Annotated in this window: 15 protein-coding genes; all 15 read right to left on the bottom strand. The window is 31.2% G+C overall.

Annotated elements, in window-relative coordinates:
• Complete coding sequence (locus LG649_RS12750) at positions 1-741, bottom strand: FkbM family methyltransferase (RefSeq protein ID WP_226544202.1); 741 nt, start codon at positions 739-741, stop codon at positions 1-3.
• Positions 741-1742 carry a glycosyltransferase family 2 protein gene (locus LG649_RS12745; protein ID WP_226544201.1) on the bottom strand — a complete coding sequence of 334 codons (1002 nt, stop codon included), beginning with the start codon at positions 1740-1742 and terminating at the stop codon, positions 741-743. Before LG649_RS12745 ends, LG649_RS12750 begins: the two co-directional genes overlap by 1 nt.
• Positions 1739-3271 (bottom strand): glycosyltransferase family 2 protein, encoded by a 1533-nt coding sequence (locus LG649_RS12740; protein ID WP_226544200.1) that lies wholly within the window; start codon positions 3269-3271, stop codon positions 1739-1741. The genes LG649_RS12745 and LG649_RS12740 overlap by 4 nt, the downstream gene beginning before the upstream one ends.
• Entirely contained in the window at positions 3268-4416 is a 1149-nt protein-coding gene (locus LG649_RS12735; RefSeq protein WP_226544199.1) for a glycosyltransferase family 4 protein, read from the bottom strand. The genes LG649_RS12740 and LG649_RS12735 overlap by 4 nt, the downstream gene beginning before the upstream one ends.
• Entirely contained in the window at positions 4413-5807 is a 1395-nt protein-coding gene (locus LG649_RS12730; protein ID WP_226544198.1) for a glycosyltransferase family 28 protein, read from the bottom strand. Before LG649_RS12730 ends, LG649_RS12735 begins: the two co-directional genes overlap by 4 nt.
• On the bottom strand, positions 5800-6633 hold the full coding sequence (locus LG649_RS12725) for a polysaccharide pyruvyl transferase family protein (RefSeq protein WP_226544197.1): 834 nt from the start codon (positions 6631-6633) through the stop codon (positions 5800-5802). The genes LG649_RS12730 and LG649_RS12725 overlap by 8 nt, the downstream gene beginning before the upstream one ends.
• A gap of 1 nt (position 6634) precedes the next feature.
• Complete coding sequence (locus LG649_RS12720) at positions 6635-7510, bottom strand: N-acetylneuraminate synthase family protein (RefSeq protein ID WP_226544196.1); 876 nt, start codon at positions 7508-7510, stop codon at positions 6635-6637.
• A gap of 108 nt (positions 7511-7618) precedes the next feature.
• Positions 7619-8773, bottom strand: a complete 1155-nt coding sequence (locus tag LG649_RS12715; protein WP_226544195.1) for an acylneuraminate cytidylyltransferase — start codon at positions 8771-8773, stop codon at positions 7619-7621.
• Positions 8774-8830: 57 nt separating this feature from the next.
• Positions 8831-9970 (bottom strand): glycosyltransferase, encoded by a 1140-nt coding sequence (locus tag LG649_RS12710; RefSeq protein ID WP_226544194.1) that lies wholly within the window; start codon positions 9968-9970, stop codon positions 8831-8833.
• Positions 9967-11064 carry a glycosyltransferase family 2 protein gene (locus LG649_RS12705; RefSeq protein ID WP_226544193.1) on the bottom strand — a complete coding sequence of 366 codons (1098 nt, stop codon included), beginning with the start codon at positions 11062-11064 and terminating at the stop codon, positions 9967-9969. Before LG649_RS12705 ends, LG649_RS12710 begins: the two co-directional genes overlap by 4 nt.
• Positions 11065-11994 (bottom strand): glycosyltransferase, encoded by a 930-nt coding sequence (locus LG649_RS12700; RefSeq protein WP_226544192.1) that lies wholly within the window; start codon positions 11992-11994, stop codon positions 11065-11067. It abuts the gene before it with no gap.
• Positions 11991-12683 (bottom strand): sulfotransferase family 2 domain-containing protein, encoded by a 693-nt coding sequence (locus LG649_RS12695; RefSeq protein WP_226544191.1) that lies wholly within the window; start codon positions 12681-12683, stop codon positions 11991-11993. Before LG649_RS12695 ends, LG649_RS12700 begins: the two co-directional genes overlap by 4 nt.
• On the bottom strand, positions 12676-14082 hold the full coding sequence (locus LG649_RS12690) for a DUF6056 family protein (protein WP_226544190.1): 1407 nt from the start codon (positions 14080-14082) through the stop codon (positions 12676-12678). Before LG649_RS12690 ends, LG649_RS12695 begins: the two co-directional genes overlap by 8 nt.
• A 19-nt stretch (positions 14083-14101) precedes the next feature.
• Positions 14102-14800 (bottom strand): class I SAM-dependent methyltransferase, encoded by a 699-nt coding sequence (locus tag LG649_RS12685; RefSeq protein ID WP_226544189.1) that lies wholly within the window; start codon positions 14798-14800, stop codon positions 14102-14104.
• 6 nt (positions 14801-14806) lie between these two features.
• Positions 14807-15541: a glycosyltransferase gene (locus LG649_RS12680; RefSeq protein WP_226544188.1), complete on the bottom strand. Its 735-nt coding sequence runs from the start codon at positions 15539-15541 to the stop codon at positions 14807-14809.
• Between the last annotated feature and the right edge of the window lie 2 nt (positions 15542-15543).

Here is a 15543-nt window from a genome sequence, read left to right as displayed (position 1 = left end):
TTATTTTAGGTAAAATATTAAATTTTCATCTTTCTTAATCATTCTAAAATCAAAATTTGAAATTGCTTTAAAAAAAGACTTTGATGCCCCTGGCTTTAACCCATCATGTAACTCTATTATCAGCACTTTTGTTAATTTTAACCATGTTTCCCAGTTATTTTTAAAAAGTTCCCTTTCCGAACCTTCAATATCTATTTTTAAAATATCAATTTGATTGATATCATAACGCTCAACAATTTCGTTAATAGATATAGCTGAAACAGTATTATTATCTTTATTAAGTACTTCTTTTACAGTAAAATCCCAATTCCCTGAGTTTTTTTCAACTTTTAAATTAGCGGTTTTATTCCATATACCGTAATTCAAACAGATTATATTCTCATACTGCTTTGTGTTTTTTAGTAGCATTTTAAAATTTGATTCTTCTGGTTCAATGGAGATAATTTTTGATTTAGGAAATTTATTTTTAAAAAAAATAGTTGCTAGACCTATATTTGCACCACAATCAATTATAACTTTTGGTTCCAAATAATAATTAAGTTGATAACTCTGTGCCAAAAAAACTTGATAAAACACGCCTAAATCACTTGTTTTATTTCTCAACTCAATAGGAAATTTATAATTTCTTAATTTGACATTCAATATTTCGAAGTAATTAAAATTCCTTTTTAATAAAAGTATGATTCCACTTATTCCTAACACTTTATAGTGTTTAACAATTGTATATAAAATCTGTAGCATTAATTTTTATTATCAAGTTTAGGCTTATTAAAAATCAAACTAAACCATCCTATTATTCTACCAAATGATTCTGTTAAAGCCTGCTTTTTATCTTTTGTAGTTATTACATTAACCAGTCTAATTACTGTTAATAACAACCCGGTAGCATGCCATTTTACTCTAGCTATAAATTTAGGTTTATTATATTTTACACGCCAAACGTACCAACCATTTCTAAGCACCATTTTACCATATTTATACTTATTTGGTCGTCCTGAAACATCGTGATAATGACTTAATTGCGCCTGTGTATTTACATATAATTTACCAAGTTTAGCTAAACGTAAACTAAAATCGGCATCTTCATAAAGACCATAACCTTCAAAATAAGTAGAAAAGGCCAACTTACTAAAAACTTCTTTTTTATAAGATGACACACCACCCATAATTAATTCAACCTCATAAATATTACCAGATGGCGGTAAAAATCCAATAGATCTGCCGTGTGCAAAAGTTGGTAAAAATCCTGGTTTAGCGTCTGGCAACAATCCAAATTTTCGACGCAATCTAAATCTCGATGGTTCGCTCCTGCTCCAACCTTGAAAATAAAACAAATTGGGATTATTTGCAGTGTTGTTTTTTTTCCAAACCACTTCATTTTTAATATAACCTCCAACTGCCAAAGCATCTGGTTTTTGTTTATAAGTGCTAATTAAAGCTTCAAAATAATTAGAATCTAAAACAATATCATCGTCTAAAAAACAAATAATATCTATCTCCTTTGCTACTTGAGCTACTCCAAAATTACGTTGTTTGGTTAAACCACGATGCTTATCATCTACAAGAAAATAACTAAGATTATTAAACTCATTATCTTTTAAAGTTTGCTCCGTTTCTTTATTTATAGAACCATCAACAATAATAATTTCATCAGGATAAAGCGTTTGCTTTTTTACCGATTCTAGTAACGATAATAAAGCCGTCGGCCGCATATATGTACAAACAATTAACGAGAATTTCATTGCTTAATCTGGTTTAATTTGTTTGCCCATAATACACTTTCGCGCCATTGTTTTTTAAATGTTTTAAAATAGATTATCGGGTTTTTTATGGATTGACTTTTATAATATTTTAAAAATAACACTAATTTATAACCTAAAAGTTGTTGCAGTGTGTTATGCTGTAATTTATAGTACATAATTGTTGGAGACGGTTTTGGGCTATATCCCTGTTTTGTCCAAATATTTATGTGCTTTTTTCTAAATCCGCCAATTGGAGCTTTTAGGTGAACTATTTCTGGTTCGGGAAAATAAATAACATCAACCCCATTGTTTCTTAATTGCATGCCATAATCGGCATCTTCACCAAAATTAAACTCGTAAACCATATTAAAATACAACTCTTTTAAAGCCGTACTTTTTACCATACTACAACCAGAACCAAAAGTACTCCATTGTTTCTCATTAAAATTTTGTTTTTTATCGTTGGTTCTTAAACAAGAAAAAGTCACCGCTTTAATATTAGCTGCTTGCATTTTTTTGAGTGCCAAATCGGTAAAATTAGGTTGAATTCTAATATCGTCGTCGGCAAAAAACACATAATTTGAAACTACTTCATTCAACGCTAAATTTCTAGCATTGCACGCCCCCGTTTTATGGATAAATTTATGACAAATTATAAAAGGCCAATTTTGATTGCTTAAATAATCGAGTTCGGAAGCACTATTTTCGTCTGGGTTTTGTTCAATGATAATTACTTTTTTAGGCAAAATAGATTGCCGTTTTAAATCATTTAAAAAATCCAATAAATAAGTTTTCCTTCCTAAAGTTGGAATAATAACATCGATACTTGAAGCAGATGCACTATTACTTTTTAAGACTTCTAAATCTATTTTAATCGAACCTTTTAATTGACTAACAAACAAACTTTTAAAAAAGGCATAAAGCGGAAATTGCTTATTAAAAAAAGTAATATTAAACATTAAAAAGAAACTCCAAACCCATTTATAATGCTGTTTCACAAACTTAAAAAGCATGGTTTTTGATGCCTTTTTTCGCTCTTTAACTAAACCTAAATTCAATAATAATTTTGGCTCTGAATAACAAAACAAACCGTTACTCATTCCTAATTTAGCCATGGAATTTAATGCATAACTAAACGGTGCGTCTAATTTAATTATGGATTTAAATTTTAAAACTTGGGATGCATGAATTGCTCCAACTTCACTACTCATTAACCAAGTTGGATATTTTACATTTTTATTCACTTTTAAAAACGGAGAATCTTCAACAAAACCAATTGCTTTAGGTAAATATTGAGATTTCCCATAAGATAACATCATATTTTTCAAGGAAAATATATCTTGAAAATCATCAATATTTAAGTTTTCTTTTTGCTCTATATGACACCAAATTAGAACTCGATCCGAGAAAATTTCGGCTAATTGAAATAATGCTTTGGTTGGTTTATCCGAAGGTATATCAATTGTGTTCTTCGACGACAAATCGACAACCTCAACGACATGATTTTCATTATGGAATAAACCTATCATGATTTTAAAAGCGATTTATAATAGTTTAAATTAATATCGGCAATTTTATCGATATCAAACTTTTCGGCAACCTTAACTCTTGCCTTCGCACCTATACTTCTACATAAATCTTCATTATGAAGTAATTCTGATATTTTTTCGGCATACAAATCGGTTTCTTTTGGATGAATTAAAAACCCATTTTCACCATCGTCAATTAATTCTTGTGCCCAACCAATGCTTGTATTTACCACAGGTTTTTGCAATGCCATTGCTTCAATAGTTACCATACCTAAGGTTTCGGCAAAACTAGGAAAAACACAAACGTGAGCCTGTTTTATTTGTTGTTGCACGTCGTTGTACGGCAGTTTTCCTAAATATTTCATGCGCTTTTTAGCCTTATCGGAAAACAATTTCTCCATTAAACTAAAGGTGGATTTTTGCCCTGTTTTAATATCTGCACTATCGCTCCCAATTAAAACTAATTGTGCTTCTGGGTTTTGTTCTACTACCTTATTAAAAATTTTAGCCAACTCGAAAACACCTTTTTTCCTAATAATGGTTCCTACATATAAAATAGTGTTTTTAATGTAATTTTCTGGCGATTCATTTGTAAAATCACTTAATGATACCCCGTTAAAAATCGTTTCTATTTTAGATGATTTTAGTCCGAAAATTTTACGTGTTTCTTCACCTGCAAAATTTGTAGGAGCTATAAAAGCATCAGCTTTTCGTAAGGCTTGTTTTTCAAAAACAAAGTTTTTAAACTTTTGTTGTCTGCCTTCTAATTTACAGAAATAGGCATCGCTTCCGTGTAAACGAATAACTAATGGTACTTTAAAACGCATAAAAGCGGTAATTCCTGTCCAATCTGGTGCTTCTAAAACAGAAATCTGTTTTTCTGAAACTATTTTATCAGTTTGATTTTGAATGTATTTACGACTGAAATACCATCCTAAATAAGAAAATTTCTTTTTTGCGATACAATGAATTTCAACGCCATTATCGGTAAAAACTTCTGAAACATTTTGATTGTAAACTAACACATAAACAGCAACACCTTTTTTAACCAATGCCATTGCAAGGTTTTTTATGCTCGTGCCAATTCCAGCAGCATGAGCAATTTTTTCGTGCGGATATTCGGGTGTTATAAAACCTATTTTCATTTTAAAATCGCTTCAAGTGTGTTCCAAATAGTTTCTGAAGCTTTTGTAGGTTGTTTTCCTGCTACGATTTTAAACCATTCTTGTCCTTCTTCAACATTCGATAATTCACCATCTAAAATCTGCTGTACTATACCTTCTAAATTTTTTTTATCGGTACAAAAAACAGCTGCTTTATCGCTTGGCATACTTCGAAAATGAACGTATTTGTAATTCTGACCAATATCGCGAATGCCTTTTTTTAACTGCGGTTGCTCATAATTATAATAAATACATGGTTTATTATGAGCCACAAAATCGAATACTGTAGACGAGCATACATTGGTTACAAACTCGCTATGTTCACAAACATTGTAAAGCATTTTAAAATCTTCGGGCGTTGGTAAAATTTGGTTCCATTGGCTACCAACTTGCTGCCAAATGGGGTCGATTACCTCAATAATATCTTTATTCGCGTTAATTACAGCATCGTATCGCGGTGTAAAATCAACAGGGCATTTTCTGTAAATTACACCTAAATTATACCCTTTACTATTTAAACTTCTACATGCATTTGCTAAATCCTCAAGGTAATATTGATCGAGTGGAGATGTGGTTTCATCGTCTCCAGAATAGCAAATATATTTTTTATTGATATCAAGATTATGCTCAGCAAAAAAAGCCTCTTTAGTTTGTTTTAACGACGCATCGAAATGTGGTTCGAACTGTGGCGTACCCGTTACAAACACTTGTTCTTCTTTTACAAACGGATAATATTTAAGCTGTTCCTTTTTCATTAAATCGCTCCAAACACAGTAATAATCGGTTTCAACAACTTGCATCGCTTTTGGTACGTTATCCCAAGAGTATACAAAAGCAACCGTTGGAATTCCTAAATCTTTAGCAGCTAAAAGCGCACTAATAGATTGTGTGGCGCGTTGGGTTGTACAAAACACTAAATCTGGTTTATGTTCTTGTAACTGTTTTTTACAATACGCATATTTTGATGTTGAACGCTCTAACTTATTTATTTTTTCCCGTAATTGAGTTATCCCTTTTGGAGATGAATATTTCCCAACTAACCATTTTGTAAATAAACTACGGAATATATTTTTTGCTCCTTTATAGTTAAAAGGAAATTTATAAGTTGGGTAAACGGCATCATTAAATTTATCTCTCGACACATTTAATTCGGCGCGTTTTCTTGCTCTGGAATAAATAGAAAGTAATTTATGAGCACTTTTATCTTCAATCTTAACTTCGTTAAAGCCTAAACTGTCTTTTAATGAAAATATGGTGTTATTCCAGTAAGTTATATCGAAACCTTTTTGCTCTCCTATTTTTTTAAAATCGGTGAAAGCAAAATTTCGTAAGCCTACTCCATCTGGAAAAAAAATGAATACTTTTTTAGACATTTCCTTCTTTTTTAAACGGGCAAACAGCCATTAATTTATTACACAAATCATCAACTAATTCTGCATTTGGAAGCGTTTGTTTATTAGTAAACAAACTTTCTAAATCTGGAATGTCCAATTTAGTATTTACAATTTCTGGTTTATACGATTCGATTAAAACCGACTCGAAATAATCTTGATATTTTACATCATCGCCAAAAACATCATCAGAAAATTTTTGCCATACTGCAGGAATACCGTAAGCATGCGCTACAATAATGCCGTGTAAAGACGAGGATACAATTTTATCACAGGCTAAAAACTGATTTGTAGTTTCTTCAATATTGTTAGTCATTAAATCAATTAACAACACTTCCGATGCATCGGAATAAAAATCCTTTACTTTTTTAAAATCGTTGTAATGAGGTATAATTCCAAATTTATATTTCTTTTCAATTTTCGGATTATAATATTTTGGCAACAATAAAGCCGGATCGCCATAAACTTCTGGAACATGGTATCCTTTTTCTATTAAAAAACGTCTGGTTTGCGGTCCTCGAACGGCTAAGAATTCAGCATTTTCTACATGAAATTCTTTAGCAATAATACCACTACCCCAAACTATACAATTACTTGTTACATGAGTAAGAATGCTTCCTATGGTAACATAAATAGGCTTAAAAAAATTAACAAAAGAAAACGCTTTAGGTTTTACCCAAACCGCTTGTTTTCCAGATATTTTTTCGACTAAATATTTACCAAGCAAATCGCCATAATTTTCTTTGGCTTTGCCTTGTATTTTAATTTCGTTCCACCAAAACAAACGTATGTTTTTAGATGAACTCATGTTAACCTTTTTGATTTTTTAATTTTTCGCGCTGCACTTGTTCGATAGGTAAAATATCGGCATTTTTAAATCTTAAAGCTTTGTAAACCGCCTTTAAATCGCGAGATAATTTTCGCATGCCCATAGGTTCTAACGACGCTGCATGATCGGTTCCTTTCCAGGTTCTATCAAGCGTGTAATGGCGCTCAATAATGTTAGCTCCAAGGGTGTAAGCCGCAACATCGACAGCAATTCCTAAATGATGCCCAGAAAACCCAATGTGTTTAACTTGGTCTCCATATTTTTCAATAAGCAGATTAATATCTAACAGACAAACATCATCAAAAGGCACCGGATAACCCGATGTGCAATTGTAAAGTACTAAATCTTTATTACGATTGTGAGTTTTAAACAAGTTGACTAAATCTTCAATTTCTGTTTTAGTAGTCATTCCTGTTGAAATATGTAATTCACCTTTATAATTTTCGCATAACCATGTAAGCATCGTGGTGTTGTTATTACATGCCGATGGAATTTTAATAAATTCTGGGTTTAATGATGCTATTTCTTTTGCTGAAGTTAAATCCCACACCGAAGTTGAATACGTGATACCAACTTCTTCGCAAAATGCTTTTAATTCTTTATGCTGATTTACATCGAACTCCAAAAATTCGCGGTGTTCTCCATAAGTTGAACCGTATGAATTTACCGGATTTGGATGCGGCGTATTGTATTGGTCTTCAGTTAATAATTCCTTATTATTTCGCTTTTGAAACTTAACAGCATCAACATTACAGAATATTTTTGCAACTTTAATAAGTTCTTTTGCTATTTCCATATCGCCTTTATGATTGCAGCCAATTTCGGCAATTACATATGGTTTTTTGTAGGTATTCATTTTGTTTTTGGTTTAAAACCTTTTTTAATGTTTATTTTTAGTAGATTCTTTTTATTGGGCTTCGACTGCGCTCAGCCTGACATATTGAAACAACTATTGCATAGAAAATTAAAATCGTTTATTATAATTCATAATAAATCCGCAAGCTTCACGAATGGCCCCAGCTCCGGAATTATTAGATAAAACCACATCGGCATGTTGTTTTACAACTGTTGTAGCGTTATTGGGTGTTAGCGACCAACCCACACTGCAAATATTGGTTAAATCGTTAACATCGTCGCCTACATAGGCTACATTACTTATACTAATTCCTAAATCTTTAGTAATGCTTTTAAGTAAAGTATATTTGTCTTTTACACCTAAATACACATGTTTTAAGTTTAACTTTTCCATGCGTTTTGCCACTAGTTCCGAGTTTTCTGACGTCATTATCATTACCATAACATCGTACTGACGCAAAATTTCAAGTCCCATTCCATCACGCATATCGAACCCTTTAGTGTGTTCGCCATCTTTGGTATAAGTTATGGTGCCATCGGTAAAAACGCCATCAACATCTAACACTAAATGCGTTATTTTTTTCGATTCTTTTTCACGTTTTTGGCGTTCCATAAGGAGTTGTTCAACCACAATCCAATCGGTTTCAGAATCTATTTCTTGCAAACTATCTTCGGGCATTTCTACCACAGCAACTTTATCGCCTATTCTATTTTTACGTTTCTGTAAAGTTTCTTTTGTTACCGTATAAACAGCGCCGTTTTCTATTAACAAGCCTTCAAAATCTTGCCTTCTTGAACGATTTAAAGGATTATAATTTAATGGTTTTCCATTTTTATCCCATAAAAACCGATGTGTATTAACAACGGTTAAAGCTGAATCAAAATCATCATTTAATTTACTTAAGCACCTATTTATATCTTCCGATTTAGTAAATGGTGAAGTGGCTTGTAATAAACAAAAAGCATCAAAATTAAAGTTAATAGCTTCAGCATATTCTAACATGGCAAATTCTGTACTTGCACTGTCACTTGCGCTAGCTTCGCTTCTCAATAAGGCTTTAACTTTGTTGGTCCAGGTGTATTCCTTTTCAATAAAAGAAATAATATCGTCGTCGTCGGTATAAACAACAACTTCATCTAAATTAGAAAAAATTGCCTCGCCTAAAACCCATGTAAACAAGGGCCGCCCAACCATTTTACGCTTGTTTTTATTTGGAATACCTTTAGAACCTTTACGGAGTGGTATAAAACCAATACTTTTCATAAAATTCGATTTTCACTATTATGCTAAAATACTGTTTGTTTTTAAAAGTATAAACAATTAGGGTGCTATTGAGCCGTATTTTTGTAAAACCGACAGTTTAATCGTTTCTCTATCCAATTTTTGCTTTAATTCTTCTTGATTAAATGTATAAGCAGTATTTATTAACTCTGGAGATATTAAAGCGTTTGTAAGTAGTTTTTCAATTTCTGAGGCATTTTTGCAATCGTTAATTAACAGTCCGTTTTTATTAGGTGTTATAATCTCAGAAGTGACATTTCCAGGATTAGATTGAATTGGAAAAGCGCCCATAATTATAGCTTCTAGCAAAGTATTTGGCATACCATCGGAATTACTATTCCCAATATAAATTAAGGCTTTCCCCATAAGCTCAAGTACATTTTCATGATTTATGCGACCTAAAACTTGTAAATTCTCCCAGTTTTTTAAATTTGAATTATCGACAAATTGAAACACCTCGTTGGGTGCACCAAAGACAATAATTTTAAATTGTTTTAACTGGTCTTGTAGATTTATTATGGCTTTTAAAACGTTAATTGCACGACCAGAACGTCCTTGAAAACCTTTTATTAAAATGGTTTCTCGCTCCTTAATTGGCAAATGAAACTTTTGCACATGCTGTAAATTAAAACCACCACCACCCGGAAAAACGCCTAAAAACTCACCATTAAATCTGTATTGTTTTGCTATTTCATAATCGCGATTACAATCGGTAAACAAATAATTAACGCGTGGCAAAACTTGTTTTATATTTTTTAAATAGGATGGATTATTTTGAAAATAGAACAAATCGCTACCCCAAGATGAATATATCCATTTTTGGTTTTTATGCTTCATCATGACTTCGTAAATAGGCGCACATGCTAAGTAAATAGCAAAGCTATGGACAACATCGGGTTTTACTTCATTTAAATACTTTTCAAATTCTATCGCCGTGTTTTTCTCGTTAAACCTTTGAACAAAATTATAAATTTTAGGAAATCGTTTTTTTAAAAACACGCGCCCCGGATAATTGTATTTTAGTTTCCAATTGACACGTTGTTGCACCCAATTCAGTTTTTCTACAGGAGCACTCATTCCTGTAATATCGAACCAAAACACCTCATGACCAGCATTTTTTAATTGATCTGTCCATCTAAAAAAGTGTAAGGTTGGTATAGAAACCATTAATATTTTCATGCTTCGCAATACATGGTTAGCTCAATTTGGTTTTCTGTTCTATCAAATTGATATTTATAAGGATTATTTCTAAACTTAGTAATTATTTCTTCTAAAATGATATTATTTATAGTTTCCATAGATAATACAGGAATGCTTTTTTTACCAAAAAGTTTCTTCATATTATTTTTTTGCTTTTCGCTTGAAGGGAAATCGGTAATTTTAAGCTGAATAGTTTCATCTTTAATATTATGTAGATGCGCTAAAAAGGCTTTTAGTTCTAGGTTGGAAGCTTTTATATGAAATACTTTATCACATGCATTATTCAATTGATTATAATGCTTTGTAACAGGAAGCTTTCCCCATTCTAAATCCTGATTTACTTGTTTTTTTTTTGAAGCTTCAGTAAAATTCATATAAGCATGATTGATGCGCTCTAACTGCGAATGAAACGGATGTTTACTTAATTTACTTCTGTAGGCTTTTGGATGCCACTGATGCTTCACTAAAATCTCTTTATCATAAAAATTAACCGACAACCCTTGGTTTTTCATTCGGATATGTATATCGGTATCTTCGGCGCCCCAACCATGATAAAACTCATCGTAACCATTAAGTTTTTTTAATACTTCGGTTGGAAACATAGTATTTCCTGTAACCTCATTATTACCCGGGAAATCAACTTTATAGTCAATAAACTCTTTATTTAATTTAGATTCTTCTTCCGATAAAAAACCGTATAGAAAATAATGAACTTCACTAGGTTTTGCAAGTGTATTTGCTGTTTTAATAAAATCTGGATGAAACATCAAATCGATATCTCCAACCATAAAATATGGTGTTTCGCAAGCTTTTAAAGCAATATTTATAGCGCGACACTTGTTCCATAATTGCCCTGAAACGTCGCAGGATACAAAATTAATTTTAGGAAAATCTTGCAGTAATTTTTTTAAATCTTTTAAATAATTGGCATCCGAACCATAATCGACCAAAGTACACACAAAGCTCTGTTCGCTTTGCTTTTTTAAAGATGTTAAACATTGTTTTACAATGCGTAAATCTCTATTTCTGTTGGTTAATACCATGGATATGTTATCGGTTGCTGTATGCTTCATTTAAATTAACTTTACCGATTTTAAAACGGAATAAACATAAAATTTAACAAACCTAAGTTTGTTTTCTTGTTTAAATATGGTTTTCAAAAATAACGCAAAGGCTTTAAAATATTTTTTTTCGCGATTGTATAAACTTACCAATTGTTTCTTTTTATCGTTTATACTTTTGTTAATAATAGCCTTTTTATGTGAGAAAGCATCATCAGATGCTATATCTTTTAAAATATTAAGATTAACGGTTTCAATATCGCTTAATGTTTTTCTAAGTTTTGCAGACACTCCAATTTCCATTCTGTACACTGCAGTAAAATCATTTAAAAAATGAATTTTTCCACCATTTTTTAAAACCCACAAATAGGTTGGCCAATCGCCATAAGGATATTTTAAAATCCAATTTGGTAAAGGTGCTTGCTTTGGTATATTCCTAAAAAGGGTTGTTACCGACGGTAATACATTTTTAAAAATTAAATCGCTAAACTCATAATAAGGTTTGCTGTGTTCTTTTTTTTCTTCAACTAAGGCATTGTCCTTAAATAGTTTGTGATAATTGGTACCAACAATAGCAAAATCTGGATTGGCTTCTAGAAAATCGACTTGTTTTTGTAGTTTAAATTCATCAATCCAATAATCGTCACCATCACAAATGGCAATATATTTACCATCACACTGTTTTATGGTTTGTAAATAATTATTTATTAAGCCTATATTTTTCCCAACCGAGGGCAAAAGTTTAATTTTATCTGGATATTTGTTTTGATAGTCTTCGCAAATACTTCTAGTGTTATCTGTACTGCAATCTTCACCTATAACCAATTGAAACCTAAAGCTTGTTTTTTGCTCCAAAATACTATTAACAGCTTGAGCAATACAATGTTCTTGGTTGTATGTGAGCATGAAAACACTAACGGTTATTTGCGATGCAGCTGTCATATTTTTTTAAAATAGTTTTTCAGTTTAAAAAAAGCATCTTGTTGGTTATTAAAAGTGTAACCTAACTGCTCAATATCATCTTGATATAAATCTGCAAACTCCAATTTTATATCATCAAAGAAGTAATTGGAATAATGTTTTTTCTTTGTTTTAGCTTTATTTATGTGTAAATTCTGCTGTACTGGTAATTTTAAAACCTCGCAGATGTGTTTTAAACTTTCGTTATAATTTTCAAATTTCCCGATATAATCTGGTTTAAAATCGCCCCTTAAATCGAAAAATTCGGTTTGCTGTTTGGTATGGTCGCCACGATAATACAATTCGTGCTCATGCGTTAAAACCGATTTAAATTTACCTTGTTTTAATATGTAATTTTTAAATGAATCTTTTATTTTTCGATCTTTCATTAACCAAAAATAATCTGAAACAGCTCGATCCCAAGGGTTTCTAACAAATGTAAATTTATAGTAAGTTTTCCACACGTCTTCCGTAATTAATTCGGTTTCCAACAATTGTTTTGCTGTAGCGTGTTGTAAAAAAAACTTACGTTTTGGGCACCAACCATAAAGCTTGTTATAATCTGCGTTTTTCCAACTAATATTCGCTTCGGGAAAAAACAAATATTTTATAGTTGTACCTCCACATTTAGGAATGTGTATAAAAATACATTTATGCTCATGGCTAATCATTATGCTGCATTCTATTATTTTTAGACTTATATGTTATTTCAGATTTATTGAAATATGAATTATAACAGGCATTTATCCAATGTTTGGAATCTGGTTTAACATCTTCGAAGAAAATAGTTTCTGGAAACACCGTTAGCTTTGGTATTACAACCGTTTTATCTTTTGATTGTTTTATGATTTTGTATCGCTCGTTTAATGCTTTGTTGTAGGCATAAGCTTTCCCGCTAAATAAATCGGAATACGCAACTCTAACATTGTTATCGCCTCCTAAACGAAAAAACACCAATGCAAAAAGTGCTATTTTGGTCCATTTTGATAATTTAATAAATGGTTTTTCTTTCTCTTTTAATTTAAAAAATAAGATAAACGATACATAAAACACACCTAGTAAAAAGAAAAAGTAAACTAAATTAACCACACGAAACGGCACCCATTTTAAACTATAATAAACAGGAAAAATACCAAGAATTAGAAAACTAAATACAATTAAAACAGGAAAAAACAATTTTACTTTAAAAACATCTGGTGTTTTAATTTTAGAAGCGGTTTTCGCAAAAGAATTAAAGAACAATAGTAAAACAACTATTATACTTGGTAGCCAATCGCCTAAATGCCTTTTGGTTGCTTTTAAGGTTTTTAAAACCGAATACATAAACTGCTGGTTTCCTGGATATGTTGTTGCCCGAGATGCCGAACCAGGAGACAATAACACAAAGGCTGAACACGCTAACATAACCACAAATAAAGCTAACATTCCTGAGTCGATTTTTCTATATTGAAAAAACATATAAACTATAGCAAAACCAATAATGAGATTAACAAATACCAAAGTAATTTCGTTAGATCCCATTATAAAAAAAGCTAAAAATATTGCCGTAATAACGAACTTTCTATTTTTTGTAGTTAAATATCTTATTACGTAAGAAAACATAAATAAGGCCAAAATTATTGATAATTGATAAGTAACAGAACCAGCTAACCAATAAAACCCTTGCGTAGGTGAAGGCATTTGCGCTAAATATAAAGCAACCGTAATAATTGCAAGTAAGCATTTGTTTTTTGTTGATAAGGTTACAAAAATGGAAGACACTAAATGATAAACTGCTATAAATAAATTAATCAATAACAAAACGGGCACCAATTTATAAACTACAAACGAACCAGAAATTAAATTAGGAATACCAAGAATTAAAGTTGGTAAATAACGTCCAGACCAGCCAAAATAAGCTTCTTTTTGCAAGCCAAAATAGCCTAAATCTCTGGCGTAATTACTATAACAAAAATCGTCGGCAGATGGGTTATTAAATACGGATATTAACAAAAATGGAAATACTACAACGCTACATAAAATTAAAATAACATTTGTACTTTGAAGATATTTTTCTAGAATCTGTTTCATTTTTTTATTTAAATATAGTCTACAAATCCTCTATATATAACCAATCGTTATCTAATAACACACAATTACCATTAACATTTCCAAAGGCTTTTAAAACGTTATACTTATACGGAAAAAATTGTAAGTGTAAATCAAATGTGAAACGATAAGGCCTTTGCTTAGGCAAAACAACAATTAAACGTTTTGCTGCAACGCGCCTTAGTTCAGTAATACACTTTTCTAAATCTAAAACATGCTCTAATGTATGTGTAGAAATTACGGTGTCAAAAAAATTATTTGGGTATTTAATATCCTCGATAATACCTTCTTGAAAAGATATATTTTTTGAGTTTTTTAATTCATCTGGTATTACAAAATCGATTCCTACAACCTCGCAACCTTCTTTTTGCTGTATTTTTTTTGCAAGATAACCTCTTCCGCAGGCAATATCTAAAACTTTATCTCCTTTAATTTTATTTAAGATATACTTTTCACAACTTAAATTAAGATCTGTTTCTCTTTTTATATGAACACTCGCCAACTCCTTATAATAATTGGCCATTTCGGTAGAATTAAATTCCCAGGCGTTTTCCTTAAAATTTAAAAATAATTTCCCTTTTTTACCAAACAAAAGCAAAAACAGCGGACTCATAATAAACCTAGAATCTCTCACAAATGGTGGTAACAAATTGTCTAAAATCCAATTTATTTTATTAGTAAAATCTCTTGACAACTTCATTTTTATCTACTTGTATTTTTTTGTAAAATGATATCTAAAAGGAATCAGCAAAACATCTTTTAGCATTAAAATAGAATCTTTAAGTAAGCTTATTGTCGAGTTTTCGTTTCCTTCAAATTTTACAGGAATACGCTTTATATCAAACTCTTTTTTATACGACAGATAAAGTATTTCTATATCGAAACCAAAACCGTTAACAGCCAATTTTGGAAAAATTTCGTTCGCCACCTTTTCTGTAAAGCCTTTTATACCACATTGTGTATCATTAATTCCTGTTACTACAAACCGAGAAACAAATCCTGTAAAAATAAAACTAGACAATTTTCTTGCAAAAGTAATGCTCGTATAATATTGCGAGTGTATAGATCGGCGATTACCAATACATACATCGAATTCTTTAAAATCGAGATAATAAAGTATTTTTTCTAATATTTCGAAGCCGTACGGAATATCGGCATCTGTAAAAATTCTATAAGCACCAGTTGCCTGCATCATTCCTTGCTTTACAGCATAACCTTTTCCTTTATTTTTTGAGTAAGAAACCAGTTTAATGTTAGCGTTCTGTTCCTTTATATAATTTTCGATTATTATTTTAGAATTATCGGGACTACCGTCGTTAACCATAATAACCTCAACCGAATAATCGATTGATTTTTGCCAATTGGAAACCTCCTGAAGTGTCTTTAACACAAAAGTGCTGGCATTATAAACTGGAATTATGAGGCTAAGCTTTGGTTTCATTC

The organism is Neotamlana laminarinivorans (genome assembly GCF_020523925.1).
Classification (GTDB): Bacteria; Bacteroidota; Bacteroidia; order Flavobacteriales; family Flavobacteriaceae; genus Neotamlana; species Neotamlana laminarinivorans.
This window is presented reverse-complemented; position numbering and strand designations above follow the sequence as displayed.

Coding starts and splice junctions, on each gene's coding strand:
- LG649_RS12750 (WP_226544202.1), bottom strand. CDS start 741: ATGCTACAGATTTTATATACAATTGTTAAACACTATAAAGTGTTAGGA.
- LG649_RS12745 (WP_226544201.1), bottom strand. CDS start 1,742: ATGAAATTCTCGTTAATTGTTTGTACATATATGCGGCCGACGGCTTTA.
- LG649_RS12740 (WP_226544200.1), bottom strand. CDS start 3,271: ATGATAGGTTTATTCCATAATGAAAATCATGTCGTTGAGGTTGTCGAT.
- LG649_RS12735 (WP_226544199.1), bottom strand. CDS start 4,416: ATGAAAATAGGTTTTATAACACCCGAATATCCGCACGAAAAAATTGCT.
- LG649_RS12730 (WP_226544198.1), bottom strand. CDS start 5,807: ATGTCTAAAAAAGTATTCATTTTTTTTCCAGATGGAGTAGGCTTACGA.
- LG649_RS12725 (WP_226544197.1), bottom strand. CDS start 6,633: ATGAGTTCATCTAAAAACATACGTTTGTTTTGGTGGAACGAAATTAAA.
- LG649_RS12720 (WP_226544196.1), bottom strand. CDS start 7,510: ATGAATACCTACAAAAAACCATATGTAATTGCCGAAATTGGCTGCAAT.
- LG649_RS12715 (WP_226544195.1), bottom strand. CDS start 8,773: ATGAAAAGTATTGGTTTTATACCACTCCGTAAAGGTTCTAAAGGTATT.
- LG649_RS12710 (WP_226544194.1), bottom strand. CDS start 9,970: ATGAAAATATTAATGGTTTCTATACCAACCTTACACTTTTTTAGATGG.
- LG649_RS12705 (WP_226544193.1), bottom strand. CDS start 11,064: ATGAAGCATACAGCAACCGATAACATATCCATGGTATTAACCAACAGA.
- LG649_RS12700 (WP_226544192.1), bottom strand. CDS start 11,994: ATGACAGCTGCATCGCAAATAACCGTTAGTGTTTTCATGCTCACATAC.
- LG649_RS12695 (WP_226544191.1), bottom strand. CDS start 12,683: ATGATTAGCCATGAGCATAAATGTATTTTTATACACATTCCTAAATGT.
- LG649_RS12690 (WP_226544190.1), bottom strand. CDS start 14,082: ATGAAACAGATTCTAGAAAAATATCTTCAAAGTACAAATGTTATTTTA.
- LG649_RS12685 (WP_226544189.1), bottom strand. CDS start 14,800: ATGAAGTTGTCAAGAGATTTTACTAATAAAATAAATTGGATTTTAGAC.
- LG649_RS12680 (WP_226544188.1), bottom strand. CDS start 15,541: ATGAAACCAAAGCTTAGCCTCATAATTCCAGTTTATAATGCCAGCACT.